The sequence below is a fragment of the Corynebacterium marinum DSM 44953 genome (assembly GCF_000835165.1).
Taxonomy (GTDB): Bacteria; Actinomycetota; Actinomycetes; order Mycobacteriales; family Mycobacteriaceae; genus Corynebacterium; species Corynebacterium marinum.
The window spans coordinates 510,103-533,593 of sequence record NZ_CP007790.1 but is presented as its reverse complement, the minus strand read 5'-3'; the positions used below and the strand labels follow the sequence as shown (position 1 = coordinate 533,593).

The window sequence follows — 23,491 nt, the reverse complement described above, 5'->3', positions numbered from 1 at the left end:
CTGCCCTACTCACCCACGTACGCGATCGCGTCGATCTCCACGCTCGCCCCGTAGGGCAGTCGGGACGCCTCGAGGAAGGTGCGCGCCGGCCGCGCCTGCGCGAAGTGCTCCCGGAACTGCTCGTTGGCTTCCTCCCGCAGGGTGATGTCGGTGACGAAGTAGGTCAGCTTCACCAGTTGATCAAGAGTCCCGCCCTCGGAGGCCAGTCGCTCCGTCATCCGCTCGAGCGCCGCCGCGAGGGCCTCCCGGCGTCCGGTGACAGGCTGGTACTCCCCGTCCACGGACAGGGCACCGGAGACGAAGATGAAGTCTCCGGCACGCTTGGCCATCGCGTAGGGGTGGTCGGAGGTCGGCTGCATGACGGGGTCCTTTCAGGAGTTGCGGAAGAGCTGCCCGGTGGCGCTGTTCCCATGCCCGCCCATCCTCCCGGAGTTCCCCGGCCCAGGCCACCAACACCGCCGCGTACCCCCGGAAAGGCCTGACATGAACGGCCGCAGAAGCGGCGTCCCCGGCGCACCACACCGGATCTGCCTACCATGGGGCGGCATGGAGCTCCTCGCACATCTGCTCACCACGGACCCCGCCGCGCCGCGCCTGACCGTCTACAACGAGACGACGGGCGCGCGGCTCGATTTTTCGGCCCAGACACTGGACAACTGGGCCGCGAAGGTCGGCAACATGCTGCTGGAGGAACTCGACCTGGAGTCCGGGTCCGCCATCGTGCTGGATCTGCCGGTGAGCTGGCAGGCAGCGGCCATCGTCCTCGGGGCACTTGCGGCGGATGTCCGGTGGAGTCTCGGACCGGAGGAGGACGCGGACGTGGTGTTCACCTCCCCCTCGTCCTACGCGAACTGGGAGAACTGGAGCGCCGACGTGGTCCTGGTCACCGACGACCCCTTCGGCCGCGGCGTCGTCGAGACAGGCGGATCCCTGCCCGGCGGAGCAATCGACTTCGGCCCGACCGTCCGCTTCTACGGCGACCAGTTCTACGGCCCGGCACCGGCGCTCGTCGACGTCGTGGCCACCTCCGCACCACCGGAGCGCGTCCTCTCCACCGGCTGGACCACCGCCGAGGGCCTGGTCAGGGCGGTGCTCGAACCACTGTCCGCCGGCGGTTCGGCTGTGGTGGTGTCGGGCCTGGTGGATGCGGGACGTCTCGACGCCATCGCGAAGGCGGAGAAGGTGACCGTGCGCCTGTGAAGGCCCGGCCGTTGTGAACCGGGGAGTGATACCTTTTGGTCATGGCAACGGTCACATTCGACAAGGTGTCCATCCGCTACCCGGGAGCCGAGCGTCCCACGGTGCAGGACCTGGACCTGGAGATCAAGGACGGGGAGTTCCTGGTGCTGGTCGGGCCCTCCGGCTGCGGCAAGTCGACCACCCTGCGCGCGCTCGCGGGCCTCGAGGAGGTCGACTCGGGCCACCTGCTCATCGACGGACGGGACGTCACCGGCGTGGAGCCGGGAGACCGGGACATCGCGATGGTCTTCCAGAACTACGCGCTCTACCCGCACCTGTCGGTGGCGAAGAACATGGGCTTCGCCCTGAAGCTGGCGAAGATGCCGGCGAAGCAGATCGATGACCGGGTCAATAACGCCGCGGAGATGCTCGGCCTGCAGGAGTTCCTCGACCGCAAGCCGAAGGACCTCTCCGGCGGCCAGCGCCAGCGCGTGGCCATGGGGCGCGCGATCGTGCGCGACCCGAAGGTCTTCCTCATGGACGAGCCCCTGTCGAACCTGGACGCGAAACTGCGCGTGCAGACCCGCGCGGAGCTCGCCGCCCTCCAGCGCCGCCTAGGCACCACCACCGTCTACGTCACCCACGACCAGGTCGAGGCGATGACGATGGGCGACCGCGTCGCGGTACTCAAGGACGGCATCCTGCAGCAGGTCGCGCCGCCGCGGGAACTCTACGCCGAGCCGGTCAACGAGTTCGTCGCCGGTTTCATAGGTTCCCCCTCAATGAACCTGTTCCCCGGGGAGGGCGTCACGCTCGGCGTGCGCCCGGAGGCGATGCGGGTGCTCCGCGACGCCGACGAGCTCCCCGCCGGGTGGTCGCTCAAGGAGGGCACCGTCGACCTGGTGGAGGAGCTGGGCTCCGAATCCTACGTCTACGCCACGGCGGAGGGCGTGCGGCTGGTGGCCCGGCTGGGCGACCGGGAGGTGCCGGAGCGCGGGGAGCGCCTACTCCTGTCTTTCGACCCGGGGGCGGCGCACCGCTTTGATCCGCAGACCGGCGACCGGCTCTGAGGGGCCCACCCCCGGCATGGGGTGATCCGCAATATTCCGCATGTGGAGGGTTACCTGCGTCACTACATTTGAAGTGACCAAACTTCTGAAAGGTGACCTCCCATGAACGCCTCCCTCTTCAAGCGCAAGCCGGCACGTTCCCTCGCCGCAGTAGCGATCATCAGCACGGTGGCCCTCGCCGGTTGCGCCGACAGCGGCGACAACGGCGACGACACCACCGCGGCCGCCACCCAGACTGCCACTGAAACCCGCGCCACCGACGCCGACGGTGAAGAAGGCCGCGGACCGATCACCTTCGCCATGGGTAAAAACGACACGGACAAGATCATCCCGGTCATCGAGAAGTGGAACGCCGAGAACCCCGACGAGGAGGTCACCCTCCGCGAGCTCGCCGGCGAGGCCGACGCGCAGCGCGAGACCCTCGTCCAGTCCCTGCAGGCCGGCAACGCAGATTACGACGTCATGGCCCTGGACGTCATCTGGACCGCCGACTTCGCCGCGAACCAGTGGCTCGCGCCGCTGGAGGACTCCCTGGAGGTGGACACCTCCGGCCTGCTGGAAGCGACCGTCGACTCCGCCACCTACAACGGCACCCTCTACGCACTGCCGCAGAACACCAACGGCCAGCTGCTCTACCGCAACACCGAGATCATCCCCGAGGCCCCCGAGAACTGGGCCGACCTCGAGGCATCCTGCTCGGATGCCGAAGCGGCCGGCGTGGACTGCCTCACCCTGCAGCTCAAGCAGTACGAGGGCCTGACCGTCAACACCGTCGGCTTCATGGAAGGCTGGGGCGGTTCCGTCCTGGACTCCGACGGCAACGTCACCGTCGACTCCGACGAGGCCAAGGCGGGACTGCAGGCCCTGGTCGACGGATACGAGAACGGCACCATCGCGTCCGCCTCGACCTCCGCCACCGAGGAGGAGACCAACCTCGCGTTCGTCGAGGGCGACACCGCCTACGCCATCAACTGGCCGTACATGTTCACCAACGCCGAGGGCGAGACCTCCGAGGTCGCCGGAAACTTCGAGGTCCAGCCGCTGGTCGGCGAGGACGGCGTCGGCGTGTCCACCCTGGGCGGCTACAACAACGGCATCAACGTGAACTCGGAGAACAAGGCCACCGCGCGCGACTTCATCGAGTTCATCATCAACGAGGAGAACCAGACCTCCTTCGCCGAGCAGTCTTTCCCGCCGGTGCTGGCCTCCATCTACGACGATGAGTCCCTGGTCGAGCAGTACCCGTACCTGCCGGCACTGAAGACCTCCCTGGAGAACGCGGCGCCCCGCCCGGTGTCCCCGTTCTACCCGGCCATCTCCAAGGCCATCCAGGACAACGCCTATGCGGCGCTGACCGACGGCAAGTCCGTCGACGACGCCACCGCGGACATGAAGGCGGCCATCGAGAACGCCTCCAACTAAGTTCCGGAGACAACTCCCGCCGAAAACCTGCCCCCTCGGGCAGGTTTTCTGTGGTTTCGTGGGTGCCACCACCCTTCCCGAAGGAGCAGCACATGCAGAAAAGTGGCAGTCAGGCCCGGTCCGCGGCCTGGCTGATCGCCCCCGCACTGGTCGTCCTGGCCGTGGTCATCGGCTACCCGATCCTGCGCGCGATCTTCCTGTCATTCCAGGCCGACAAGGGGCTCGACCCCGCCACGGGACTGTTCGTCGAGGGCGGTTTCGCTGGTTTCGACAACTACCTGTACTGGCTGACCAATCGCTGTATGTCGCCCTCTGGCGTCGTCAGCACCTGTCCGCCGGGAGTGCTGGCCACCGACTTCTGGCCGTCGGTGCGCATCACCTTGTTCTTCACTGTGGTCACCGTCGCCCTGGAGACAATCCTCGGCATGATCATGGCGCTGATCATGAACCGCGAGTTCCGCGGCCGCGCCCTGGTCCGCGCAGCCGTGCTCATCCCGTGGGCGATCCCGACGGCCGTGACCGCGAAGCTCTGGCAGTTCATCTTCGCCGACCGCGGCATCGTCAACTCCCTGTTCGATCTCGACGTCAGCTGGACAACCGACCCCTGGGCGGCGCGCTCCGCCGTCATCGTCGCCGACGTATGGAAGACCGCCCCCTTCATGGCGCTGCTCATCCTCGCGGGCCTGCAGATGATCCCCAAGGACGTCTACGAGGCCGCGCGCGTCGACGGCGCCTCCCGCTGGCAGCAGTTCTGGTTGATCACCATTCCCCTGGTCAAACCCGCCCTCATGGTCGCCGTGCTGTTCCGCACTCTGGACGCGCTGCGGATGTACGACCTGCCCGTCATCATGATCTCCGCTTCCTCCAACTCCCCCACCGCCACCATCTCCCAGCTGGTGGTCGAGGATATGCGCCAGAACAACTTCAATTCCGCATCCGCCCTGTCCACCCTGATCTTCCTGCTCATCTTCGCGGTCGCATTCATCATGATCCGCTTCCTCGGCGCGGACGTGTCCGGCCAACGGGGTGTGAAGTCGAGGAAGGTGCCTGGAACGAGGCGGCGTCGAGAAGCACAGGAAGAAAAGAAGGAGGTGGCGGCATGAAACGGGCCGCGCTCTGGCACTACGTGGGAGTGCTGTTCATCATGTTCTGGGGGCTCGCACCCTTCTACTGGATGGTCGTCGTCGCGCTGCGGGACAAGGCCCACACCTTCGACACCACCCCCTGGCCCACGAACGTCACCCTGGAGAACTTCCAGGATGCGCTGGCCACCGGGAAGGGCAACGACTTCCTGGGCGCGATCGGTAACTCGCTGCTCATCTCCGTGGCGACGACCTCTCTGGCCGTCGTCGTCGGTGTGTTCACCGCCTACGCTCTGGCGCGTCTCGATTTCCCCGGCAAGGGCCTGGTCACCGGCATCATCCTCGCGGCCTCCATGTTCCCCGGCATTGCGTTGGTCACCCCCCTGTTCCAGCTCTTCGGCGACCTCGGCTGGATCGGCACCTACCGGGCGATGATCATCCCCAACATCTCCTTCGCCCTGCCGTTGACCATCTACACGCTGGTGTCCTTCTTCCGGCAGCTGCCGTGGGAGCTCGAGGAGGCGGCGCGTGTCGACGGCGCGTCACGCGGACAGGCCTTCCGCCTCGTCCTGCTCCCCCTGGCCGCGCCGGCGCTGTTCACCACCGCGATCCTCGCGTTCATCGCCACGTGGAACGAATTCATGCTCGCCCGCCAGCTCTCCACCACCGCCACCGAGCCGGTCACCGTCGCCATCGCCCGCTTCTCGGGGCCGAGCGCGTTCGAGTACCCCTACGCCTCCATCATGGCCGCCGGCGCCCTGGTCACCGTGCCGCTGATCATCATGGTGCTCATCTTCCAGCGTCGCATCGTCTCCGGGCTGACCGCCGGCGGCGTGAAGGCGTGAGCCGGTGACTCCGGCCCCCGGCCCGGAGCCGGACCCCGGCCGGCGCCGCCGCCGGAAGCTCCAGCACGAGACGCTGGTCGGGTTCCTGGGTTTCTTCGCATTCCTCGCCCTCGCGCAGGCGGTGCTCAATGTCTTCTCGCCTGCCCCCGCCCTGTGGCCCGGGGTACTGGCGGCGCTACTGGTCGGACTCACCTGGTGGGCGTGGCGACGGGGTTGACGCTCCCGCGATCGAACACATGAGTCAGCGCCGGAGGTCCCGTGTCGGAGGCCCGGGATAGCTTGTTCCTTGTCGCAGAAAGTTCCGGGGCGCATCGCCCCCGGGACCCCATCCCCCGCCACACCAGGAGCACTCCCATGACCAACCCCGACCCCAACCAGCCCCACATCCAGGGCCAGCCTTTCAACCAGGCCTACGCCCCGGCCCCCGAGCCCGAGCAGAAAAAGAAGAAGAAGTGGCCCTGGATCATCGGCATCGGCGCCGTGCTGGTGCTCTTCGCCAACATCGGCGGCGGCGATTCGGAGGACGAAGCCACCACCGCGGCCGACGACACGGTAGTCGAATCGGCCGAGGCGGCGGAGGCCGTCGAAGCGGTGGAGGCCAACGACGCGGAGGCTGTCCCGGCGGCAGCCCCCGCAGAGGAAGCCTCCCCCGCGGAGGAGCAGCCCGGCGCGTTGATGATCGGCGAGGCCGGCGAAACCGGTGGCATGAACGTCACCGTGGGCAACGCCCGCTTCGCCTCCGACGTGCTGGGCACCTACATCTGCACGGATGTGGCGCTGACGAACAACGCCAACTCCAAGAAGAGCTTCAACCAGTTCGACTTCGAACTGGAGAAGCCGAACGGGGTCGTCTCCAACACAACCTTCACCGGCCTGGACATCAAGAACCTCGAGATCGCCGAGCTCAATCCCGGCGGAACCACCGACGGCACCGTCTGCTTCGACTCCGACGGCACCTCGGGCGAGTACCAGATCGTCTACAAGGGCGGTTTTTTCAACACCCCGCTCACCTGGTCCGCAAATCTTTAGGTGATCAGCCCAATTCCGGGGCAGGAGGAACTATCCTGTGGACTACACAGAAGCTCCCGCCCAAGGAAAAGCCCATGCCTCCGCAGCCTTTCACCACGACTCCGCCCGCTGAAGCTGAGCTACGCGGCGGGTTCGGGTGCACCCGGTGAGGGTGCGCCAGTTCGGGGTCGAGGAGGAACTGCTCCTCATCCACGCAGATACACTGCAGCCGGCGGCCGTGGCGGAGCAGGTGGTCGAGCTTGCTCGACCCAGGGCGTCCGGCGCGCACCAGATCACCCGCGAGTTGAAGCAGGAGCAGGTCGAGGTGGTGTCTCCGCCGCAAACCACCCTCGCCGGCCAGCTGGCGGCCATCCGGACCGGCCGCTCTCTGGCGGGGGAAGCGGCCGCCGAGGCGGGCGCCCGGGTGGTGGCTTTGCCCACCGCCCCGGGCGCCCTCATCCCCCACCTGGTCCCCACGCCACGTTTCCGGCAGATCCGGGACAGTTTCGGGATCACCGCGGTTGAGCAGCTCACCTGCGGTTTCCACGTTCATGTGGAGGTCCGCTCCCGCGACGAAGGGGTGGCTGTCATCGACCGGATCCGCGGTTGGCTGCCCGTGATCCTGGCGCTCAGCGCGAACTCCCCGTTCTGGGGCGGCGTGGACACGGGCTTCGCCTCCTTCCGTTACCAGCTGTGGAACCGGTGGCCGACCGCGGGCCCCACGGAGATTTTCGGCACGGCAGCCAACTACGACCGGTTGAGCGCCGCCCTGTTGGCGACCGGGGTTCCCCTGGACCCCGGCATGCTCTACTTCGACGCCCGCCTCTCCGAGCGCTTCCCCACCGTCGAGGTGCGGGTCGCCGACGTGTGCCTGGCGGCGGAGCACGCGGCGGTGATCGCCGCGCTCATCCGGGCTCTGGTGGACACCGCCGCCGGCGAGTGGCGCACCGGCACCGCGCCCGACGCGACCCCGGGCGATGTGATCCGCACGTGGTCGTGGCTGGCGAGCCGGGACGGTGTCGAAAGGCAGCTCATCGACCCAGCCACCGGACGCCCCGCCCCCTCCGCCGAGGTGGTCGCCGGCCTGCTCGACCATGTCCGCCCCGCGCTGGCCGGGTACGGGGAGGAGGACGCGGTGACGGCAACGGTCGAGTCGATCCTGCGCTCAGGTTCCGGCGAGCGGCGCCAGCGGGAGACTTTCCGGCGGCGCCTCGACATGCACGACGTCGTCGCCGCCGCCCACGAGATCACTCACGGGTAGCCGGCTGCGCGCGGCGCCAGGCGATGCGCAACGCGGAATGCGGGAGGGCCAGGCATTCGCGGAACACGGCGCCGACGATGCCGGGCCAGGCGGTGCGTGCCCCGACGACGTCGGCGGGGATACCCAGGTGCCAAGCCCAGAGGCGGGTGCGCCAGACGTGGAAGTCACTGGTCACCACGGTCCACTTCCGCGTGTCAGGCAGCATGGCCCGGGCGTTCTCCAGGTTCTCGTTCGTGCTGCGGGCGCGGGGTTCCTGCAGGATCGCGTGCTTGTCGACGCCGTGCCCGACCAGCCAGTCCGCCATCGCCCGGGCCTCGCCGTGGCCGGAGACGACGATCGGGGCGGGGACTGGGTCGGGGGCGGCGTCGAGAAGCGGGAGAGCCTTGCGCAGACGGTCCTCGAGGACACGGCTCGGGCGGCCGTGCCGGGTGCGGGCACCGAGAACCAGGATCGGCATGGGGCTCCTAGAGGAAATTCTGCGAGACGGCTCGGGGACGGCTGTTCGGACTAGCCCTCGAGCAGACGCTGGCGCAGGGCCTCGTCCTTGGCCTCGACCTCTGCGGCCATCTTCTGCTGGTAGGCGGCCATCTTCCCGGTCAGGGAGGGATCCCCTGCCCCGAGGATGCGCACGGCCAGCAGGCCGGCGTTCTTCGCGCCGCCGATCGACACCGTAGCGACAGGCACGCCGGCCGGCATCTGCACGATGGACAGCAGGGAATCCAGGCCGTCGAGTTCGGCCAGCGCGCGCGGCACGCCGATGACCGGCAGCGGCGTCGCGGCCGCGACCATCCCCGGCAGGTGCGCTGCCCCGCCGGCGCAGGCGATGATGACCTTGAGGCCTCGCTCGTGGGCGGACTTGGCGTAGGCGAGCATGCGTTCCGGGGTGCGGTGGGCCGACATGACGCCGACCTCGAGCGGCACGCCGAACTCGGCGAGCGCCTCGGCGGCGGGGGCGACGGTGGGCCAGTCCGAATCCGAACCCATGATGATGCCAACGAGAGGTGTCATTTCCATTCTCCTTTAAGCGGTGTAACCGTCGGCCCAGCGGGCGTTGACGAGGTAATCGGCGGCCAGGTTCGCTTCCCGGCGCACGCGGGGAAGCTCATCGCCGGCCAGGTTGACGTGGCCGATCTTTCGGCCCGCACGCCAGGTCTTGCCGTAGAGGTGGATCTTCACGTCGGGAAAGCGCGCCCAGACGTCGGCCATGCGGCGGGCCATGGGCAGCTCGGGGTCCGTGTCGCCGCCGAGGACGTTGGCCATGACGGTGACCGGGGCGGTCTGTTCGACCGAACCCAGCGGGTAGTCCAAAACCGCCCGCAGGTGCTGCTCGAACTGGCTGGTCACGCAGCCGGCCTGGGTCCAGTGGCCGGTGTTGTGCGGGCGCATGGCCAGTTCGTTGACGGCGATGGTGGGCTGGCCGTTCTCGTCGCGGTACTCGAAGAGCTCCACGGCCAGGACGCCGGTGACACCGAGTTCCTCCGCGACGGTCACCGCCAGGTTCCGGGCGCGCTCCGCCAGGTCGGCCGGCAGATCCGGTGCGGGGGCGACGGCTTCGGTGCAGATTCCGTTCGTCTGCACCGATTCCACGACCGGCCAGGGACTGACCTGGCCGGAGGGGCGGCGGGCGACCATGGCGGAAAGTTCGCGCACGAGGGAGACCTTCTTCTCCGCCATGAGGGGGGTGCCGGCGTCGAGCAGTTCCTCCACCAGGGAACCGAGCTCCGCACGGGAGCCGGGGAACCACACCCCCTTGCCGTCGTAACCGCCGCGGCGGGCCTTGAGACAGACGGCCCCGTCGACGGCCTCGAAGAAGGCCTCGGCGTCCTCCACGGATTCGATGGCGGCGAAGGGCGGCACGGGGGCGCCGATCTCCCGCAGGCGCTTACGCATGACCAGTTTGTCCTGCGCGTTGACCAGGGCGTCCGGGCCGGGCTGCACGTTCACGCCCTCGCTGATGAGCTGGCGCAGGTGTTCGGTGGGGACGTGCTCATGGTCGAAGGTGACCACGTCGGCGCCGGTGGCGGCCTCACGCAGAGCGTCGAGATCCTTGTAGTCGCCGAGCACCACATCGGCCGCGACCTGGGCGGCGGAGGAGTCGGGGGCGCCCGCCAGCAGACGGATCGACTGACCGAGCTCGATGGCCTCGGTCTGCATCATGCGGGCCAGCTGGCCGTCGCCGATGACGGCGACCACCGGCATGCCGGGGACGTGGGCGTTCGGGTTTCCGGAGTTACCTGCGGGTTCAGTCACGGGCCTAACTATAGCCAGCGGAGGCCCGGCACCTGTAGTTCCCCGATCCGGCCGCGGTGTCGGGCCGGACCCCGGCTACCAGTAGTTCAGGGATACGGGCGGCAGCGACGACTCGATCATCTGGGTGACCTTCTTCGCCCGCGGCACATCGGGGAAATAGAGGGGGCGGTCGTACCCCTTGATCGCCAGGGTGATTCCGCTGCGGCGGCGTTTCACGGACCGGATGTCCTGGAACGGGATCGAATCGGTGCGGGCGCGCCACGCCCCGGCGCGCACCACGATCCGCCGGTCGGTGACCACGAAGCGCCTGCGGCGCGCTTTGAGCAGCGGGAGCGCGAAGCGCCAGAAAGCCAGGGCCGCCCAGATGAGGACGACCGCGTTGCGCAGCTGGGGGTCCGTCCCCATCCCGGGCTGGTCGAGCCAGCCGATGAGCATCCAGGACAGCCCGGTGACCAGAATGAGTTCGAGCACGGGAAAGGTGAGGGTGCGCATCGGCGACGTGAGGTCGGCGCGCACCACCTCTCCCTGGCCCGGCTGGAACAGTCCCATGCCGCGGGATCTTACCCGTAGCCTCTGGGCTCCTCCTGAAGGGGCGAGGGCGGGCGGGGAGGGTCCGGCCGTCAGTAGCCGGTGTCCGTGCGGCGCAGATGGGTGACGTCGCCGGCGGAGATGAGGTGGCGGGAACCGTCCTGCGCCAGAAGATCGATGCGCCCGTCGGAGGCGACGTCGGCCACGGTGCCGAACAGCTGCCCCGTGGGTGCGTCGACGCGCACGGGTTTGCCGATGGTGATGCACTCGGCGCGGTAGTCGTCCATGAGCGTGCGGTCCCCGGTCGCCCACTGCGCGAGACGCCGGTGGAGCGCCTCCAGCACGGCGACAGCCATCTCCTCGGCGGCGACGTCGACGCTCTGCAGCACGAGCGACGTGGCGTGGGGCACGGGCAGTTCCTCCCGGGTGAGGGAGACGTTGACGCCCAGGCCCACGACGATGCGGGGGTCCTCCGGGAAGCCGGCGGCCTCGACGAGGATGCCGCACAACTTCCGACCGTCCCACAGGACGTCGTTGGGCCATTTCAATTCGGGCCCGACCGCCGGGCCCGACACCGCCCGCACCGCGTCGAGCACCGCCAGACCGGCCGCCAGGGGGATGGTTCCCAGGAGGTCCAGCTCCTCCGCTCCGGGCCGCAGGAGTACGGAGAGGATCGCCTGGGAACCGGGCGGGGCGGTCCAGGGGCGGCCGAGCCTGCCCCGGCCGGCGGACTGGTGGCCGGCGATGAGGGCGGTGAAGGCGGGGGCTGTAACGTCTGCGAGCAGATCTGCGTTAGTGGAGCCAGTGGAGTCCGTCCACCGGACGTCCGTGTAGTGGGGCAGGCGGTGTGCCAGTCGGCGGGATTTTTCGGCGGAGGTCACTCTCGACAGCATAATCTGCGGAATCCGCAACTTCGACACACCGATATTTTTGCCCTTAAAAAGGTTTCACCTGCGGTTTCCCATTAGGTGACGCTCATCACATAGGTTTCGTTGTGGAAACTAGCGCCCACAGGGTCTACTATTCCCAAACATGACCATTTCCTCACCTTTGACGGACCTGTCCGAGCTGACCGACGTCACCACCACTGCCGGCAAACTCGCCGACCTGAAGCGTCGCCGTGCCGAGGCCACCTACCCGATGGGTGAGAAGGCCGTCGAGCGCGTCCACTCCCAGAATCGCCTGACCGCGCGTGAGCGTCTGGACTACCTCCTCGACGAGGGCTCCTTCGTCGAGACCGACATGCTCGCCAAGCACCGCACCACCGACTTCGGCATGGGCAAGAAGCGCCCTTCCACCGACGGCATCGTCACCGGCTGGGGAACCATCGACGGCCGCGAGGTATGCATCTTCTCCCAGGACGGCACCGTCTTCGGCGGCGCGCTGGGCGAGGTGTACGGCGAGAAGATGATCAAGATCATGGACCTGGCCGTCACCACCGGCCGTCCGCTCATCGGCCTGTACGAGGGCGCCGGCGCCCGCATCCAGGACGGCGCCGTGTCCCTCGACATGATCGCCCGCACCTTCTACCAGAACATCCACGCCTCGGGCGTCGTCCCGCAGATCTCCGTGATCATGGGCGCCTCCGCCGGCGGCAACGCCTACTCCCCCGCCCTGACCGACTTCGTCGTCATGGTGGACAAGACCTCCAAGATGTTCGTCACCGGCCCCGACGTGATCAAGACCGTCACCGGCGAAGAAATCACCCAGGAGGAACTCGGCGGCGCCTCCACCCACATGTCCACCGCGGGCAACTCCCATTTCACCGCGCAGACGGACGAGGAAGCCCTGGACTGGGTCCACGACCTGGTCGGTTTCCTGCCCTCCAACAACCGCACCGTCGCCCCGGTCGAGGAGTACTCCGCCGAGGAGGGCGGCGTCGGCGAGAACATCACCGCCGACGACCTCAAGCTGGACGGCATCATCCCGGATTCCGCTACCCAGCCCTACGATGTCCGCGAGGTCATCGAGTGCCTCACCGACGACGGCGAGTACCTGGAGATCCAGGCCGAGCGCGCCGAGAACGTCGTCATCGCCTTCGGCCGCATCGAGGGCCAGTCGGTGGGCTTCATCGCCAACCAGCCGATGGTCTACGCCGGATGCCTCGACATCGACTCCTCCGAGAAGGCCGCCCGCTTCATCCGCACCTGCGACGCATTCAACATCCCCATCGTCCTGCTTGTCGACGTCCCGGGCTTCCTCCCCGGCGCCGGCCAGGAGTACGGCGGCATCCTGCGCCGCGGTGCGAAGCTGCTCTACGCCTACGGCGAGGCCACCGTCCCGAAGATCACCGTGACCATGCGCAAGGCCTACGGCGGCGCATACTGCGTCATGGGCTCCAAGGGCCTCGGCGCGGACGTCAACCTGGCGTGGCCGACCGCCCAGATCGCCGTCATGGGCGCCGCCGGCGCCGTGGGCTTCATCTACCGCAAGGAGCTCAAGGAGGCCTCCGACAAGGGCATCGACGTCATGGAGCTGGCCAAGTCCTTCGAGCGCGAGTACGAGGACCACATGCTCAACCCGTACAAGGCTGCCGAGCGCGGTCTCATCGACGCGGTCATCATGCCGTCCGAGACCCGGGGCATGATCGCCCGCAATCTGCGCCTGTACAAGGACAAGAACGTGTCCCGCCCGGCGCGCAAGCACGGCAACATCCCGCTGTAAACCGCTGTAGACCGCTGACGATCACCCCGGTGCACTTCCCCGCCCGCGTCCCGCATGACGCGGGCGGGGTCTCGCCGTCTAGACTCTAGGACCATGACTTCCACCTCCCCTGATCTCACGACCACCGCCGGAAGGCTGGCCGACCTGCGTGCCCGCCTGGCGGAGGCCGAGGCCCCGGTGGGGACCGACGCCGTCGAGGCGGTCCACGCCTCGGGCCGGGCCACCGCGCGCGAGCGGGTGTTGGCTCTGCTGGACGGGAACTCCTTCGTGGAGACCGACGCCCTGGCCCGCCACCGCTCCAACCAGTTCGGCCTCGACGCCGAGCGCCCCCTCACTGACGGCGTGGTGACCGGTTACGGCACCATCGCCGGTCGCAAGGTGTGCGTGTTCTCCCAGGACGCCACGATCTTCGACGGCGCCCTGGGCGAGATGTACGGCGAGAAGATCATCAAGATCTACGACCTGGCCATCAAGACCGGCGTGCCGATCATCGGGATCCACGAGGGCGCGGGTGCGCGCGTCGCGGAGGGCATCGTCACCCTGTCCATGTACTCCCGGATCCTGGCACGCACCACCACGGCCTCTGGTCTGATCCCGCAGATCGCGATCGTCGCCGGGCACACCGAGGGGCTCCACGCCCTCGCGCCCGTGTTCTCCGACGTGGTGGTCATGGTCGAGGACGGCGGTTCGCTGCACCTCGCCGCCACCGATGTGGTGGAGAAGGTCACCGGCACCGCCGCCACGCCGGAATCGCTGGGCAGCGCCGCCGTCCACGCCACCACGTCCGGCACCGCCCACTTCACCGCGCCCACCGACCTGGATGCCCTGGCACTGGTCAAGGACGTCGTGTCCTACCTCCCGGCGAACAACCGGGCGGAGGCGCCCCGCCCGGAGACCGGGGCCAGCCTGGCGGTCAACTCCACTGACCTCGAGCTGGACTCGCTGATCCCGGATTCGGACGCCCACACCTACGACATGCACGATGTCATCCGCCGTGTCGTCGACGAGGGCGCGCTGCTGGAACTGCAGGCCGGGTACGCCGCCAACATCATCACCGGTTTCGCCCGGGTCGAGGGCCGCTCCGTCGGCGTGGTCGCCAACCAGCCCACGGAGCTGGCCGGCTGCCTCGACTCCCTCTCCGCGGAGAAGGCGGCCCGTTTCATCCGCACCTGCGACGCCTTCAACCTCCCCGTCGTGGAGTTCGTGGACTCCCCCGGTTTCCTGCCCGGCCAGGAAGAGGAGCACGGTGGCGTCCTGCGCCGCGGTGCGAAGCTGGCCTACGCTTACGCCGAGGCCAGCGTGGGCAAGGTCACGGTGATCACCCGCAAGGCCATCGGCCCGTCGTACGTCCTCATGGGCTCGAAGGATCTGGGCGCCGACCTCGTCTTCGCCTGGCCGACCGCCGAGATCGCCGTCACCGAGGCTCCCGCCGCGGTCGCCGCCATCGGCGGAGGCATCGACGAGCAGGCCTACGCAGAGAACTACATCAACCCCTACCTGGCCGCCGAGCGCAGCCTCGTCGACGCGGTCATCGAGCCGTCCACCACCCGCGCCCAGCTCATCGAGGGCCTTCGCCTGCTCGATCGCAAGGTCATCCAGCAGCCGGCGAAGAAACACGGAAACATCCCCCTGTAAGGAGCCGAACGTGACCACCACCACCAAGCCGCTGTTCAGCGTGCTCAAGGGCAACCCCACCCCCACCGAGCTCGCCGCGCTGACCGCCGTGCTCACCGCCCTGACGCAGCAGCGCCCCGCCGAGGAATCCGGCGAGCGCAACATGTGGGGCCGCCCGGAGGACCGCCTCCAGCGGACCACGCTCTACAACCCGAACGCGTTCCGCAACGTCACCTTCTACTGATGCGGATCGTTCTCGCCTCCGCCTCCCCGTCCCGGCGGATGATCCTGAACAACGCCGGGGTGGATCCGCTCGTCCGGCCCGCGGAGGTCGACGAGGACGCTCTCCTGGCGTCGCTGGCCGACGCCCCGCCCGCCCGCCGTGTCGCCGCCCTCGCTGAAGCGAAGGCGCTGGCCGTGGCCGGCGGGTTCCCCGACGACGTGGTCATCGGGGGCGATTCCATGCTGCTTCTCGACGGCCACCTCCAGGGCAAGCCCCTCACCCCGGAGAAGACCGTCGAGCGCTGGCGGGAACAGGCCGGGAAGACCGCCGAGCTGCTGACGGGTCACTGCGTGATCCTCGGCGAGCGGAAGGTTGTGGAGACCACCTCCACCACCGTGCATTTCGCGCAGGCCTCCGAGGCCGACATCGCCGCCTACGCACGCTCCGGGGAGCCGTTGCAGTGCGCGGGCGCCTTCACATTGGAGGCCCTCGGCGGCTGGTTCATCGACCGGATCGAGGGGGACCCCTCCTCCGTCATCGGGCTGTCCCTGCCGCTGGTGCGCCGGGCCCTGTACTCATTCGGGCTCGACGCCAGCCAGTTCTGGACCCGCTAGAGGAACTCCGCGATCTCCTCCCACAGCAGGGGCGCCAGGGAATAGGCGTACGGGACGCTGAGGTGGTTGCTGTCCCGGTAGACGTGCACGTTGCCGATCACTGCGGGGCAGTGCCCGTCCACGCAGAACCACTTTGAGGTGTCGACGGCCTTAGCGTTCGGCATGCCGTCGAGGTAGTCCGCCGCCGGGTCGGCCGACTGGTAGAACTCGTTTTCGGCGAGCCCGCAGGCGTAGGCATCCTCGAGATCGAGGTAGCACAGAGGGACGGACAGTTCCGAGGCGTCCCCGAAGGTCTTCCACGGGTTGTCCCGCAAGCCTACGAAGGGGATGTCCCGGGCGGCGAGGAACTCCCAGAACGTCGGGTAGGAGTCCGGGACCTCCTCGACGCGCCCGCCCTGCTCGATGAACGGCCGGGTGGTCGTGGAGACCACCAGATCGGGGTCCGCCTCGTCGAGGCGGTCGAGCACCTGCCGGTTGAACTCCGCACAGTCGGGTTCGAACAACCCGTCGCGCTCCTCGACGAAGGTGGGGCAGGACTGGCGCACCAGCGGGACGACCCGGAAGCCGTGCTCCTTGCCCAGCACGTTGAGCGGGATGACCCACTGCTCGGCGTGAGAGCCGCCGACCAGGTACACGTCCCTGGTCCCGTCGGGGTCGCCGAAGACGCAGTCCTCCCGACGGTTGTCGACGGGCAGGACACGGGGATCATCACCGAAGCGGGAAATACAGTCTTCCGTCCAGATCTGCGACAGCATCGAGCCCATCAGTTCGGGGTCCGGCTTGGGCCGGACGTCGGGAACCTCGGCACCGGTCAGGGCCCGGGCGCCGGGGTACACGGCGGCGTCGAGAAGCACCCCGCCGGCATTGTGCAGGCGCACCTGCCACACGCCCTGCACGGTCAACAGCGCGACCAGGACAAGTGCCAGCGCCCCGCCGCCCGCGGCACGTGCCCGCGCGTCCCGGGAGGTGCGCAGCTGCGCGCGTGCCTCGCGGGCGCGCGGCTCCCCGGCCAGCGGGCGCCGGGAATGCTGCCGGAGGGGCTTCTCCACCAGACGGTGGGTGATGTCGGCCAGAATGATCGAGGACGCCACAACCGCTGCGCCGAGCGGGAGAGATACGGACTCCCGTTCCAGCAGCACCAGGCTGAGAATGAGCAGGGGCCAGTGCCACAGGTAGAGCGGGTAGGCGATATCGCCGAGCCAGCGCATGGTGCGGTTGGCCAACCAACCCGCGACGGGCCCCCGGCCGCCGCCGAGGATCAGCAGGACCGCCCCGCCGACCGGGTAGAGGGCGGCGGGGCCGGGGAAGAGGGAGGCGCCGTCGAGAAGCAGGCCGGTGCTGAGCACCATCGCCAACCCCACGAGGGCGAACCACTCCCGCAACCGCGGATGAATACTCAGACGGTGCGCATGGAGCGCCAGCAGCCCGCCCAGCGTGAGCTGCCACATCCGGGTCCACGTGGAGTAGTAGTTCAGCGGCTGGTCCACCAGGTGCATCCACCAGGAGTAGCCGAAGGAGGCCAGCGTGACGGCGAGCAGGAACGGGGTCACCCAGCGGGTGAGATCAAGCCCGGCGCGCCGGGCCCAGATGACGCCCGCCGCCAATCCGATCGCCAGGAGGTAGAACTGCCCCTGCACCGCCATCGACCACAGGTGCTGCAGAGGACTGACTGTGCCGGAGGCGACGTTGTAGTCGGCCGCCTGCGCGGCCAGCTCCCAGTTCTGGAAATAGAGGAGGCTGGCGGTGAACTGGTCGATGATCTCCACCCGCCGCATCTGCGGCACCCGCCACAACGCCACCGCGGCCGTGGCGCCCAGGACCACCAGCAGCGCCGGGTAGAGGCGGCGGACCGTGCGCCACACCGGCCACCAGGGGTTGGGGGAAGCGTCCTCCCGGGCTGCGTAGCGCAGCTGTGAACCGAGGAAAAAGTAGCCGCTGAGCAGAAGGAAGACGTCCACGCCTCCGGAGACCCGCCCCACGGACACATGGAAGACGACCACGAACGCGATCGCGATGCCGCGCAGACCGTCGAGGTCGTAGCGGTACGGGAGCTGATTCACCACCTGCCGGGCCGTCGCTGTCCCTGCTCGGGTAGCAGTCTCCGACACGCCTATGAACCCTCTTTCCTCTCGGTGTTACCCGTCAGGGTACACAGCGCGCGACGCTCGACCGAAAACGCAGGCTAGGCTCGGAAGACATGAAACTCAACGACATGCTCGCCCCGCCGCCGGTCCACCTCCCCGCCGACCCCGCCGCCGATTCCGACCCCGCCGCCGCTACCACCGCCTTCGCCCACCCCGACAGCCCCCTCGTATGGGCCACCCGCGCCGAGTCGCTTCTCGCCGCCGCCCCCGCCGGCGGCGACGACGCCAAGCTCACCGCCTACGCCTTCGCCCGCACCGGCTACCACCGTTCGCTCGACCGCCTGCGCGCCAACGGCTGGAAGGGCTGGGGCCCGGTCCCCTACTCCCACGAACCCAACCGGGCGGTCCTCCGCTCCATCGCGGCGCTCGCCCGCGCGGCACAGCTCATCGGCGAGGACGCGGAGTACGACCGCTGCCGCCAGATGCTCTCCGACGCAGACCCCGAGTCCGTCGCCCGCCTGCTGGACGGCGCGAACTAGGTCCTGCCGCCCGGGGGTCAGGCGTGCCGGAAGTGCGGGTCGCGTTTCTCCATGAAGGCGGCCATGCCCTCCTTCTGGTCGTGCGAGGAGAAGGCGGCGTGGAAAAGACGCCGTTCGAAGAGCACACCCTGAGAAAGGGTCGACTCGTCCACCGCGTTGACGGCCTCCTTGACCAGTGTGGTGGCCACCTTCGACTTGCCCGCGATGCCGGCGGCCACCGCGGCGGCCTCCGCCAGCAGCTCGTCGGCCGGAACGACGCGGGCGACCAGGCCCGCGCGCTCGGCCTCCTCCGCGCCCATCATCCGCCCCGTCAGGCACATCTCCATGGCCTTCGCTTTGCCGACCGCCCGGGTCAGCCGCTGCGAACCACCCATGCCGGGCAGCACGCCGAGGTTGACCTCCGGCTGGCCGAACTTCGCGGTGTCCGCGGCCAGGATGAAATCGCACATCAGCGCCAGCTCGCAACCCCCGCCCAGCGCGTAACCGGAGACAGCCGCGATGATCGGGGTGCGCGCCCGGGTCAGGCCCTCCCAGCCGGCGAACTTGTCGGCGGTGTACATCTCGGTGCCGGACATCTGCGCCATCTCCTTGATGTCCGCCCCGGCCGCGAAGGCCTTCGCGGAGCCGGTGATGACGATGCACCCGACCTCCGGATCGGCGTCGTGCGAGGTGACGGCGTCCACCACCTCGCGCATCGTGGCGTCGTTCAGCGCGTTGAGCGCCTTGGGGCGGTTGAGGGTGATGGTGAGCACCCTGCCTTCGTGCCCGATGAGGATGTTCTCGTAGTCCGCGGTCATTGCCGTGCTCCTTCTTCAGCGTGAATGTGCCGTGGCCCACACTAATTGAGAACGGCCGCCCGGGCAGGAGGCGTCAGGCAGGGATCTCCACGGCGAACCTCTCCATCACCCGGCCGATGGCCTCGGCCGCCACCAACTCCTGGATGCCCATGTCCAGCTCGGAGGTGAAGCCGACGCAGGAGCAGTTGATCTCACCCAGGACATAGGCGTCGGAGCCGTCCGGGGCGGTGTCGAGCATGAAGTCGGCGGTCCAGATCAGCGGGATGCCGTCCCCTCCGAGCTTCTGCGCGATGACGGGACGGGCCTGCGCGAACATGTCGACGAGCTCCCGCCACATCTCCGGCTTGTCGTAGGTGTACTTCGCGCCGGAGAACAAGGTGGCGGAAAAGTTGTCGCCGCCCTCGGCCGGCTTCTTGTGCACCACGAACACCGGGTGCGGGCCGACGAGGAGGATGCGGATCTCCCCCTCGACGATGCGGGGCATGAAACGCATGTCCACGAGCATGCCGTTGTCGCCGACGATGTACTGGTCGCAGAAGTCCATGAAGTCGCCGAGTTCGCGGATCTCCGTGTGGTTGTCCACCGCCTCAGTGGCCTTGATCATCGTGTCCGGAGGAAGGGCCGTGCCCGGCCGCACGGCGGCGGCCAGATTTTTGTCGGCGATCTGGACCCGCCAGATGCCGGCCCCGGTGGATCCCCGGTTCTGCTTGAGCACCCGCTCGCCGTAGGACAGGGAGACGGGGAAGTAGTGGTGGAACGCCTCGACCGCGTAATAGGCGGCGGTGTCGGCCGGGACCAGTTCAGTCCCGTTGAGCTTGACCAGCGCGTCCTTCGCCCCGTAGGCCATCATCTCGGCCGGGGTGGACATGCCGACCAGGCCCGCCGCGGACAGGCGGGTGAGCAGGTCGAGGTAGTCCCCCTCGCCGCCCGGCACGTGGCCCGGGTTGACGCGCGAGATGTAGGCGTCGAAGTTGGCGGTGACATAGGTGAACAGTTCCTGGGCCCATTCGGGGCGGAAGAACACGACCTCCGCGCCCCAGCCGGCGTCACGGATCGCATGGACGATCGGCATGGTGTCTCTGCGATGTCCGTCGAGAGACTTGTCGAGGCCGCCCTCTACTTCGAAGACGACGATGGCCTTGTGCACTTGCACCCCTTTCAGGAAATAAACTGTCACTCCCGGCGCCCGAGAATGCCGCCGACAGGCTGGGAGTTTAACGCCGCCCACCCCCTACCGCACAGCCAGAAAACGGGGAGTAATAAAGGACACAGTCGAGGGGTCAGGGTGACCGTTTCGGAGGCTCTCCACTACTGTGGAAATGACTCATCATACTTTTCGCCCAGAAAGGCGGGACCACCGTGGCCGTCCCCTTCGACCCCTATCCCCCGTTCCAGGAGTACGCCCATCCGGAGCGCCTGGTTTCCGCGTCCTGGCTGTCCGCCCGTCTGGGCACACCCGGCCTGCGGGTCATCGAATCCGACGAGGATTCACTCCTCTACGACATCGGTCATCTCCCAGGCGCACTGCGCATCGACTGGAACAAGGACCTCAACGACCCGGTCACCCGGGACATCATCGACGGCGAGGCCTTTGCTCGCCTGATGCGCGAGAAAGGCATCTCCCGCGACGACACCGTCGTCATCTACGGCGACCAGTCCAACTGGTGGGCCGCGTTCACCCTGTGGGTGTTCGACATGTTCGGCCACGAGGACGTCCGCCTGCTCGACGGCGGCCGTGACGCCTGGATGGCAGAGGAACGCGACACCTCCTTCGTCGTGCCGGAGTTCCCGCCCAGCGACTACCCGGCGGTCGAGCGGAACGACGGCGGCTACCGCGTCTTCGTCGATGAAGTCCTCTCCGGCATCGGCCGGACGGCGCTCGTGGACGTCCGCTCCACCGAGGAGTACTTCGGGCAGGTCGGTTCCGACAACGACCCCGCGGTCTTCCCCGCACTGCGTCAGGGCCACATTCCCGGCGCCGTGAACCTCCCCTGGCAGGACAACGTCCACCCCAACGCGAGGTTCCGCTCCCGTGCGGAGCTGGAGAAGCTCTACGGGGCGTTGAACCCCGGGGCGGAGACCACCATCTACTGCCACGCCGGCGACCGCACCGCCCACACCTGGTTCGTGCTCAAGTACCTCCTCGGTTTCGACCGGGTCCGTAACTACGACGGCTCCTGGGTCGAGTGGGGAAACATGGTCCGCATGCCGATCATGCGCGGAGAGGCCCCGCACGCCTGACCCCCCTGGACGGACCGTTTTGCGCGCGAAACTGATGGCGCGCCGGACGGTCCGATTTCTTTTCGGGCGGGTTTACTGGCAATTCCCCGGTTTTTCGGGCAGAATCTCAAGACCTGACGGAATGCTCACGTTTTTGTGTGCAAGAATAGTCTGCATGCGTCGCGCGGCCGCCTCACGCGGGCGGGCCGACGCGACAACACACATGCAGCACATGAAAGGGACCCCCAAGTGGCAGTAGAGACCAAGAAGATCACGAAGGTCCTCGTGGCCAACCGCGGTGAAATCGCGGTACGCGTGATCCGAGCCGCCAAGGATGCGGGCTTCGCCAGCGTCGCCGTGTACGCGGAGCCGGACGCCGACGCCCCGTTCGTCGGCATGGCAGATGAGGCGTTCGCCCTGGGCGGCCAGTCCTCCGCCGAGTCCTACCTCGCGATCGAGAAGATCATCGACGCCGCCGCCAAGTCCGGCGCGGACGCCGTCCACCCCGGCTACGGCTTCCTCGCCGAGAACGCGGAATTCGCGCAGGCGGTCATCGACGCCGGGCTGATCTGGATCGGCCCGCCGCCGTCCGCGATCGCCGATCTGGGTGACAAGGTGACCGCCCGGCACATCGCGAAGCGCGCCAACGCGCCGATGGTCCCGGGCACAAAGGATCCGGTGTCGGGCGCCGAAGAGGTCGTCGCCTTCGCCGAGGAGTTCGGCCTGCCGATCGCCATCAAGGCCGCTTTCGGCGGCGGCGGCCGCGGCATGAAGGTCGCCTACGCGATGGAAGAGGTAGCGGAGCTCTACGAGTCCGCCACCCGCGAGGCCGTCTCTGCCTTCGGCCGCGGCGAGTGCTTCGTCGAGCGTTACCTGGACAAGGCCCGCCATGTCGAGGCGCAGGTCCTGGCGGACCAGCACGGCAACGTCATCGTCACCGGAACCCGCGACTGCTCCCTGCAGCGCCGTTTCCAGAAGCTCGTGGAGGAGGCCCCGGCCCCCTTCCTCACCGACGAGCAGCGCACCATGATCCACGAGTCCGCCAAGGCCATCTGCCGCGAGGCCGGTTACTACGGCGCGGGCACCGTGGAGTACCTCGTCGGATCCGACGGCCTGGTCTCCTTCCTCGAGGTCAACACCCGTCTGCAGGTGGAGCACCCGGTCACCGAGGAGACCACCGGCATCGACCTGGTCCGCGAGCAGTTCCGCATCGCCGAGGGCCAGAAGATGCGCTTCACCGAGGATCCCACCCCGCGCGGCCACTCCTTCGAGTTCCGGATCAACGGCGAGGACGCCGGCATGAACTTCATGCCGACCCCGGGCACCATCACCGCCTACCACCAGCCGGACGGCCCGGGTGTCCGCGTGGACTCCGGCGTCCGTGAGGGTTCCGTCATCGGCGGCCAGTTCGACTCCATGCTGGCCAAGCTGATCGTCACCGGTGAGTCCCGCGAGCAGGCCCTGCAGCGCGCCCGCCGCGCGCTCGACGAATTCGTCGTCGAGGGCATGCCCACGGTTCTGCCGTTCCACCGCCACATCGTCTCCAACCCGGCGTTCGTCGGCGACGATGAGGGCTTCGAGGTCTACACCAAGTGGATCGAGGAGGTCTGGGACAACCCGATCGAGCCCTTCGTCGACGCCGCCGACATCCCCGAGGACGAGGCTGCCCCGGCGCACAAGGTCGTCGTCGAGGTGGACGGCCGCCGCGTGGAAATCGCCCTGCCCGGCGATCTCGCGCTCGGCGGGGGCGGCGCCCCCAAGAAGAAGGCGAAGAAGCGCCGCTCCTCCGGTGGCGCCGGCGGCGTCTCCGGCGACGCTATCGCCGCCCCGATGCAGGGCACCGTCATCAAGATCAACGTCACCGACACCCAGGAGGTGACCGAGGGCGAGGTCATCCTGGTGCTCGAGGCGATGAAGATGGAGAACCCGGTCAAGGCGCACAAGTCCGGCACCGTCAGCGGCCTGGCCGTCGACGCCGGCGCGGGCGTCACCAAGGGGCAGGTCCTGCTCGAGATCAAGTAGGCGCCCTGTTCAGCGTGAGACCCTGCAGCTTCTGCTGCAGGGTCTTTCCGCTCTCCTGAGCAGGTGGGA

Annotated in this window: 24 protein-coding genes; 15 read left to right on the top strand and 9 right to left on the bottom strand. The window is 68.3% G+C overall.

Translation table 11 applies throughout. The features are described from left to right. Positions 1 to 5 precede the first annotated feature (5 nt). Entirely contained in the window at positions 6 to 359 is a 354-nt protein-coding gene (locus tag B840_RS02635; protein WP_042620846.1) for a RidA family protein, read from the bottom strand. A gap of 187 nt (positions 360 to 546) precedes the next feature. Between B840_RS02635 and B840_RS02630 the strand changes: the two genes are divergently transcribed. The 8 genes from B840_RS02630 to B840_RS02595 all read left to right on the top strand — a co-directional run bounded on the left by B840_RS02630 (position 547) and on the right by B840_RS02595 (position 7,867). Beyond that, on the top strand, positions 547 to 1,200 hold the full coding sequence (locus B840_RS02630; protein WP_042620845.1) for a TIGR03089 family protein: 654 nt from the start codon (positions 547 to 549) through the stop codon (positions 1,198 to 1,200). 41 nt (positions 1,201 to 1,241) lie between these two features. Further along, positions 1,242 to 2,249 carry an ABC transporter ATP-binding protein gene (locus tag B840_RS02625; protein ID WP_042620844.1) on the top strand — a complete coding sequence of 336 codons (1,008 nt, stop codon included), beginning with the start codon at positions 1,242 to 1,244 and terminating at the stop codon, positions 2,247 to 2,249. Between the two features lie 102 nt (positions 2,250 to 2,351). Continuing rightward, a complete protein-coding gene (locus tag B840_RS02620) occupies positions 2,352 to 3,671 on the top strand; it encodes an ABC transporter substrate-binding protein (RefSeq protein WP_042620843.1) in 1,320 nt (439 codons plus the stop codon). A gap of 92 nt (positions 3,672 to 3,763) precedes the next feature. After that, entirely contained in the window at positions 3,764 to 4,774 is a 1,011-nt protein-coding gene (locus B840_RS02615; protein ID WP_042620842.1) for a carbohydrate ABC transporter permease, read from the top strand. After that, entirely contained in the window at positions 4,771 to 5,598 is an 828-nt protein-coding gene (locus B840_RS02610) for a carbohydrate ABC transporter permease (RefSeq protein ID WP_042620841.1), read from the top strand. Before B840_RS02615 ends, B840_RS02610 begins: the two co-directional genes overlap by 4 nt. A gap of 4 nt (positions 5,599 to 5,602) precedes the next feature. Beyond that, positions 5,603 to 5,815, top strand: a complete 213-nt coding sequence (locus tag B840_RS02605) for a hypothetical protein (RefSeq protein ID WP_042620840.1) — start codon at positions 5,603 to 5,605, stop codon at positions 5,813 to 5,815. A 137-nt stretch (positions 5,816 to 5,952) separates the two neighbouring features. Continuing rightward, positions 5,953 to 6,627: a DUF4352 domain-containing protein gene (locus B840_RS02600; RefSeq protein ID WP_042620839.1), complete on the top strand. Its 675-nt coding sequence runs from the start codon at positions 5,953 to 5,955 to the stop codon at positions 6,625 to 6,627. Positions 6,628 to 6,772: 145 nt separating this feature from the next. Continuing rightward, positions 6,773 to 7,867 (top strand): glutamate--cysteine ligase, encoded by a 1,095-nt coding sequence (locus tag B840_RS02595; RefSeq protein WP_229676545.1) that lies wholly within the window; start codon positions 6,773 to 6,775, stop codon positions 7,865 to 7,867. Here B840_RS02595 and B840_RS02590 read toward each other — a convergent pair. From B840_RS02590 to B840_RS02570, 5 genes are all read right to left on the bottom strand, one after another. Further along, on the bottom strand, positions 7,854 to 8,324 hold the full coding sequence (locus B840_RS02590; RefSeq protein WP_042620837.1) for a YdcF family protein: 471 nt from the start codon (positions 8,322 to 8,324) through the stop codon (positions 7,854 to 7,856). The two genes, B840_RS02595 and B840_RS02590, sit on opposite strands and share 14 nt — an antisense overlap. Before the next feature lie 50 nt (positions 8,325 to 8,374). Then, positions 8,375 to 8,875, bottom strand: coding sequence for a 5-(carboxyamino)imidazole ribonucleotide mutase (gene purE, locus B840_RS02585; RefSeq protein WP_042620836.1), 501 nt, complete (start codon positions 8,873 to 8,875; stop codon positions 8,375 to 8,377). Positions 8,876 to 8,887: 12 nt separating this feature from the next. Next, a complete protein-coding gene (locus B840_RS02580; protein ID WP_084602731.1) occupies positions 8,888 to 10,117 on the bottom strand; it encodes a 5-(carboxyamino)imidazole ribonucleotide synthase in 1,230 nt (409 codons plus the stop codon). A gap of 75 nt (positions 10,118 to 10,192) precedes the next feature. After that, positions 10,193 to 10,666 (bottom strand): PH domain-containing protein, encoded by a 474-nt coding sequence (locus tag B840_RS02575; RefSeq protein WP_042620834.1) that lies wholly within the window; start codon positions 10,664 to 10,666, stop codon positions 10,193 to 10,195. 71 nt (positions 10,667 to 10,737) lie between these two features. Continuing rightward, a complete protein-coding gene (locus tag B840_RS02570; protein WP_229676546.1) occupies positions 10,738 to 11,526 on the bottom strand; it encodes a biotin--[acetyl-CoA-carboxylase] ligase in 789 nt (262 codons plus the stop codon). Between the two features lie 151 nt (positions 11,527 to 11,677). Between B840_RS02570 and B840_RS02565 the strand changes: the two genes are divergently transcribed. From B840_RS02565 to B840_RS02550, 4 genes are all read left to right on the top strand, one after another. Next, the gene (locus B840_RS02565; RefSeq protein WP_042620833.1) at positions 11,678 to 13,309 is read left to right on the top strand and encodes an acyl-CoA carboxylase subunit beta; all 1,632 of its coding nucleotides are present in this window, start codon (positions 11,678 to 11,680) and stop codon (positions 13,307 to 13,309) included. 93 nt (positions 13,310 to 13,402) lie between these two features. Then, positions 13,403 to 14,944, top strand: a complete 1,542-nt coding sequence (locus tag B840_RS02560) for an acyl-CoA carboxylase subunit beta (RefSeq protein ID WP_156971815.1) — start codon at positions 13,403 to 13,405, stop codon at positions 14,942 to 14,944. Between the two features lie 10 nt (positions 14,945 to 14,954). Then, entirely contained in the window at positions 14,955 to 15,167 is a 213-nt protein-coding gene (locus B840_RS02555; RefSeq protein ID WP_042620831.1) for an acyl-CoA carboxylase subunit epsilon, read from the top strand. Next, entirely contained in the window at positions 15,167 to 15,760 is a 594-nt protein-coding gene (locus B840_RS02550) for a Maf family protein (RefSeq protein WP_042620830.1), read from the top strand. Before B840_RS02555 ends, B840_RS02550 begins: the two co-directional genes overlap by 1 nt. Here B840_RS02550 and B840_RS02545 read toward each other — a convergent pair. Beyond that, positions 15,757 to 17,820, bottom strand: a complete 2,064-nt coding sequence (locus B840_RS02545; protein ID WP_229676547.1) for an acyltransferase family protein — start codon at positions 17,818 to 17,820, stop codon at positions 15,757 to 15,759. The two genes, B840_RS02550 and B840_RS02545, sit on opposite strands and share 4 nt — an antisense overlap. 137 nt (positions 17,821 to 17,957) lie before the next feature. Here B840_RS02545 and B840_RS02540 point away from each other — a divergent pair, with 137 nt between their 5' ends. Continuing rightward, a complete protein-coding gene (locus tag B840_RS02540; RefSeq protein WP_042620828.1) occupies positions 17,958 to 18,383 on the top strand; it encodes a DUF3151 domain-containing protein in 426 nt (141 codons plus the stop codon). Positions 18,384 to 18,400: 17 nt separating this feature from the next. On the opposite strand, the gene B840_RS02535 is transcribed toward B840_RS02540, so the two are convergent. Together B840_RS02535 and B840_RS02530 are read right to left on the bottom strand one after the other, a co-directional pair. Next, entirely contained in the window at positions 18,401 to 19,180 is a 780-nt protein-coding gene (locus B840_RS02535; RefSeq protein WP_042620827.1) for an enoyl-CoA hydratase, read from the bottom strand. A 73-nt stretch (positions 19,181 to 19,253) separates the two neighbouring features. Continuing rightward, positions 19,254 to 20,327 carry a Cj0069 family protein gene (locus B840_RS02530; RefSeq protein WP_042620826.1) on the bottom strand — a complete coding sequence of 358 codons (1,074 nt, stop codon included), beginning with the start codon at positions 20,325 to 20,327 and terminating at the stop codon, positions 19,254 to 19,256. 212 nt (positions 20,328 to 20,539) lie between these two features. Here B840_RS02530 and B840_RS02525 point away from each other — a divergent pair, with 212 nt between their 5' ends. Together B840_RS02525 and B840_RS02520 are read left to right on the top strand one after the other, a co-directional pair. Further along, on the top strand, positions 20,540 to 21,421 hold the full coding sequence (locus B840_RS02525; RefSeq protein ID WP_042620825.1) for a sulfurtransferase: 882 nt from the start codon (positions 20,540 to 20,542) through the stop codon (positions 21,419 to 21,421). Between the two features lie 228 nt (positions 21,422 to 21,649). After that, complete coding sequence (locus B840_RS02520; RefSeq protein ID WP_042620824.1) at positions 21,650 to 23,422, top strand: acetyl/propionyl/methylcrotonyl-CoA carboxylase subunit alpha; 1,773 nt, start codon at positions 21,650 to 21,652, stop codon at positions 23,420 to 23,422. Positions 23,423 to 23,491 lie beyond the last annotated feature (69 nt).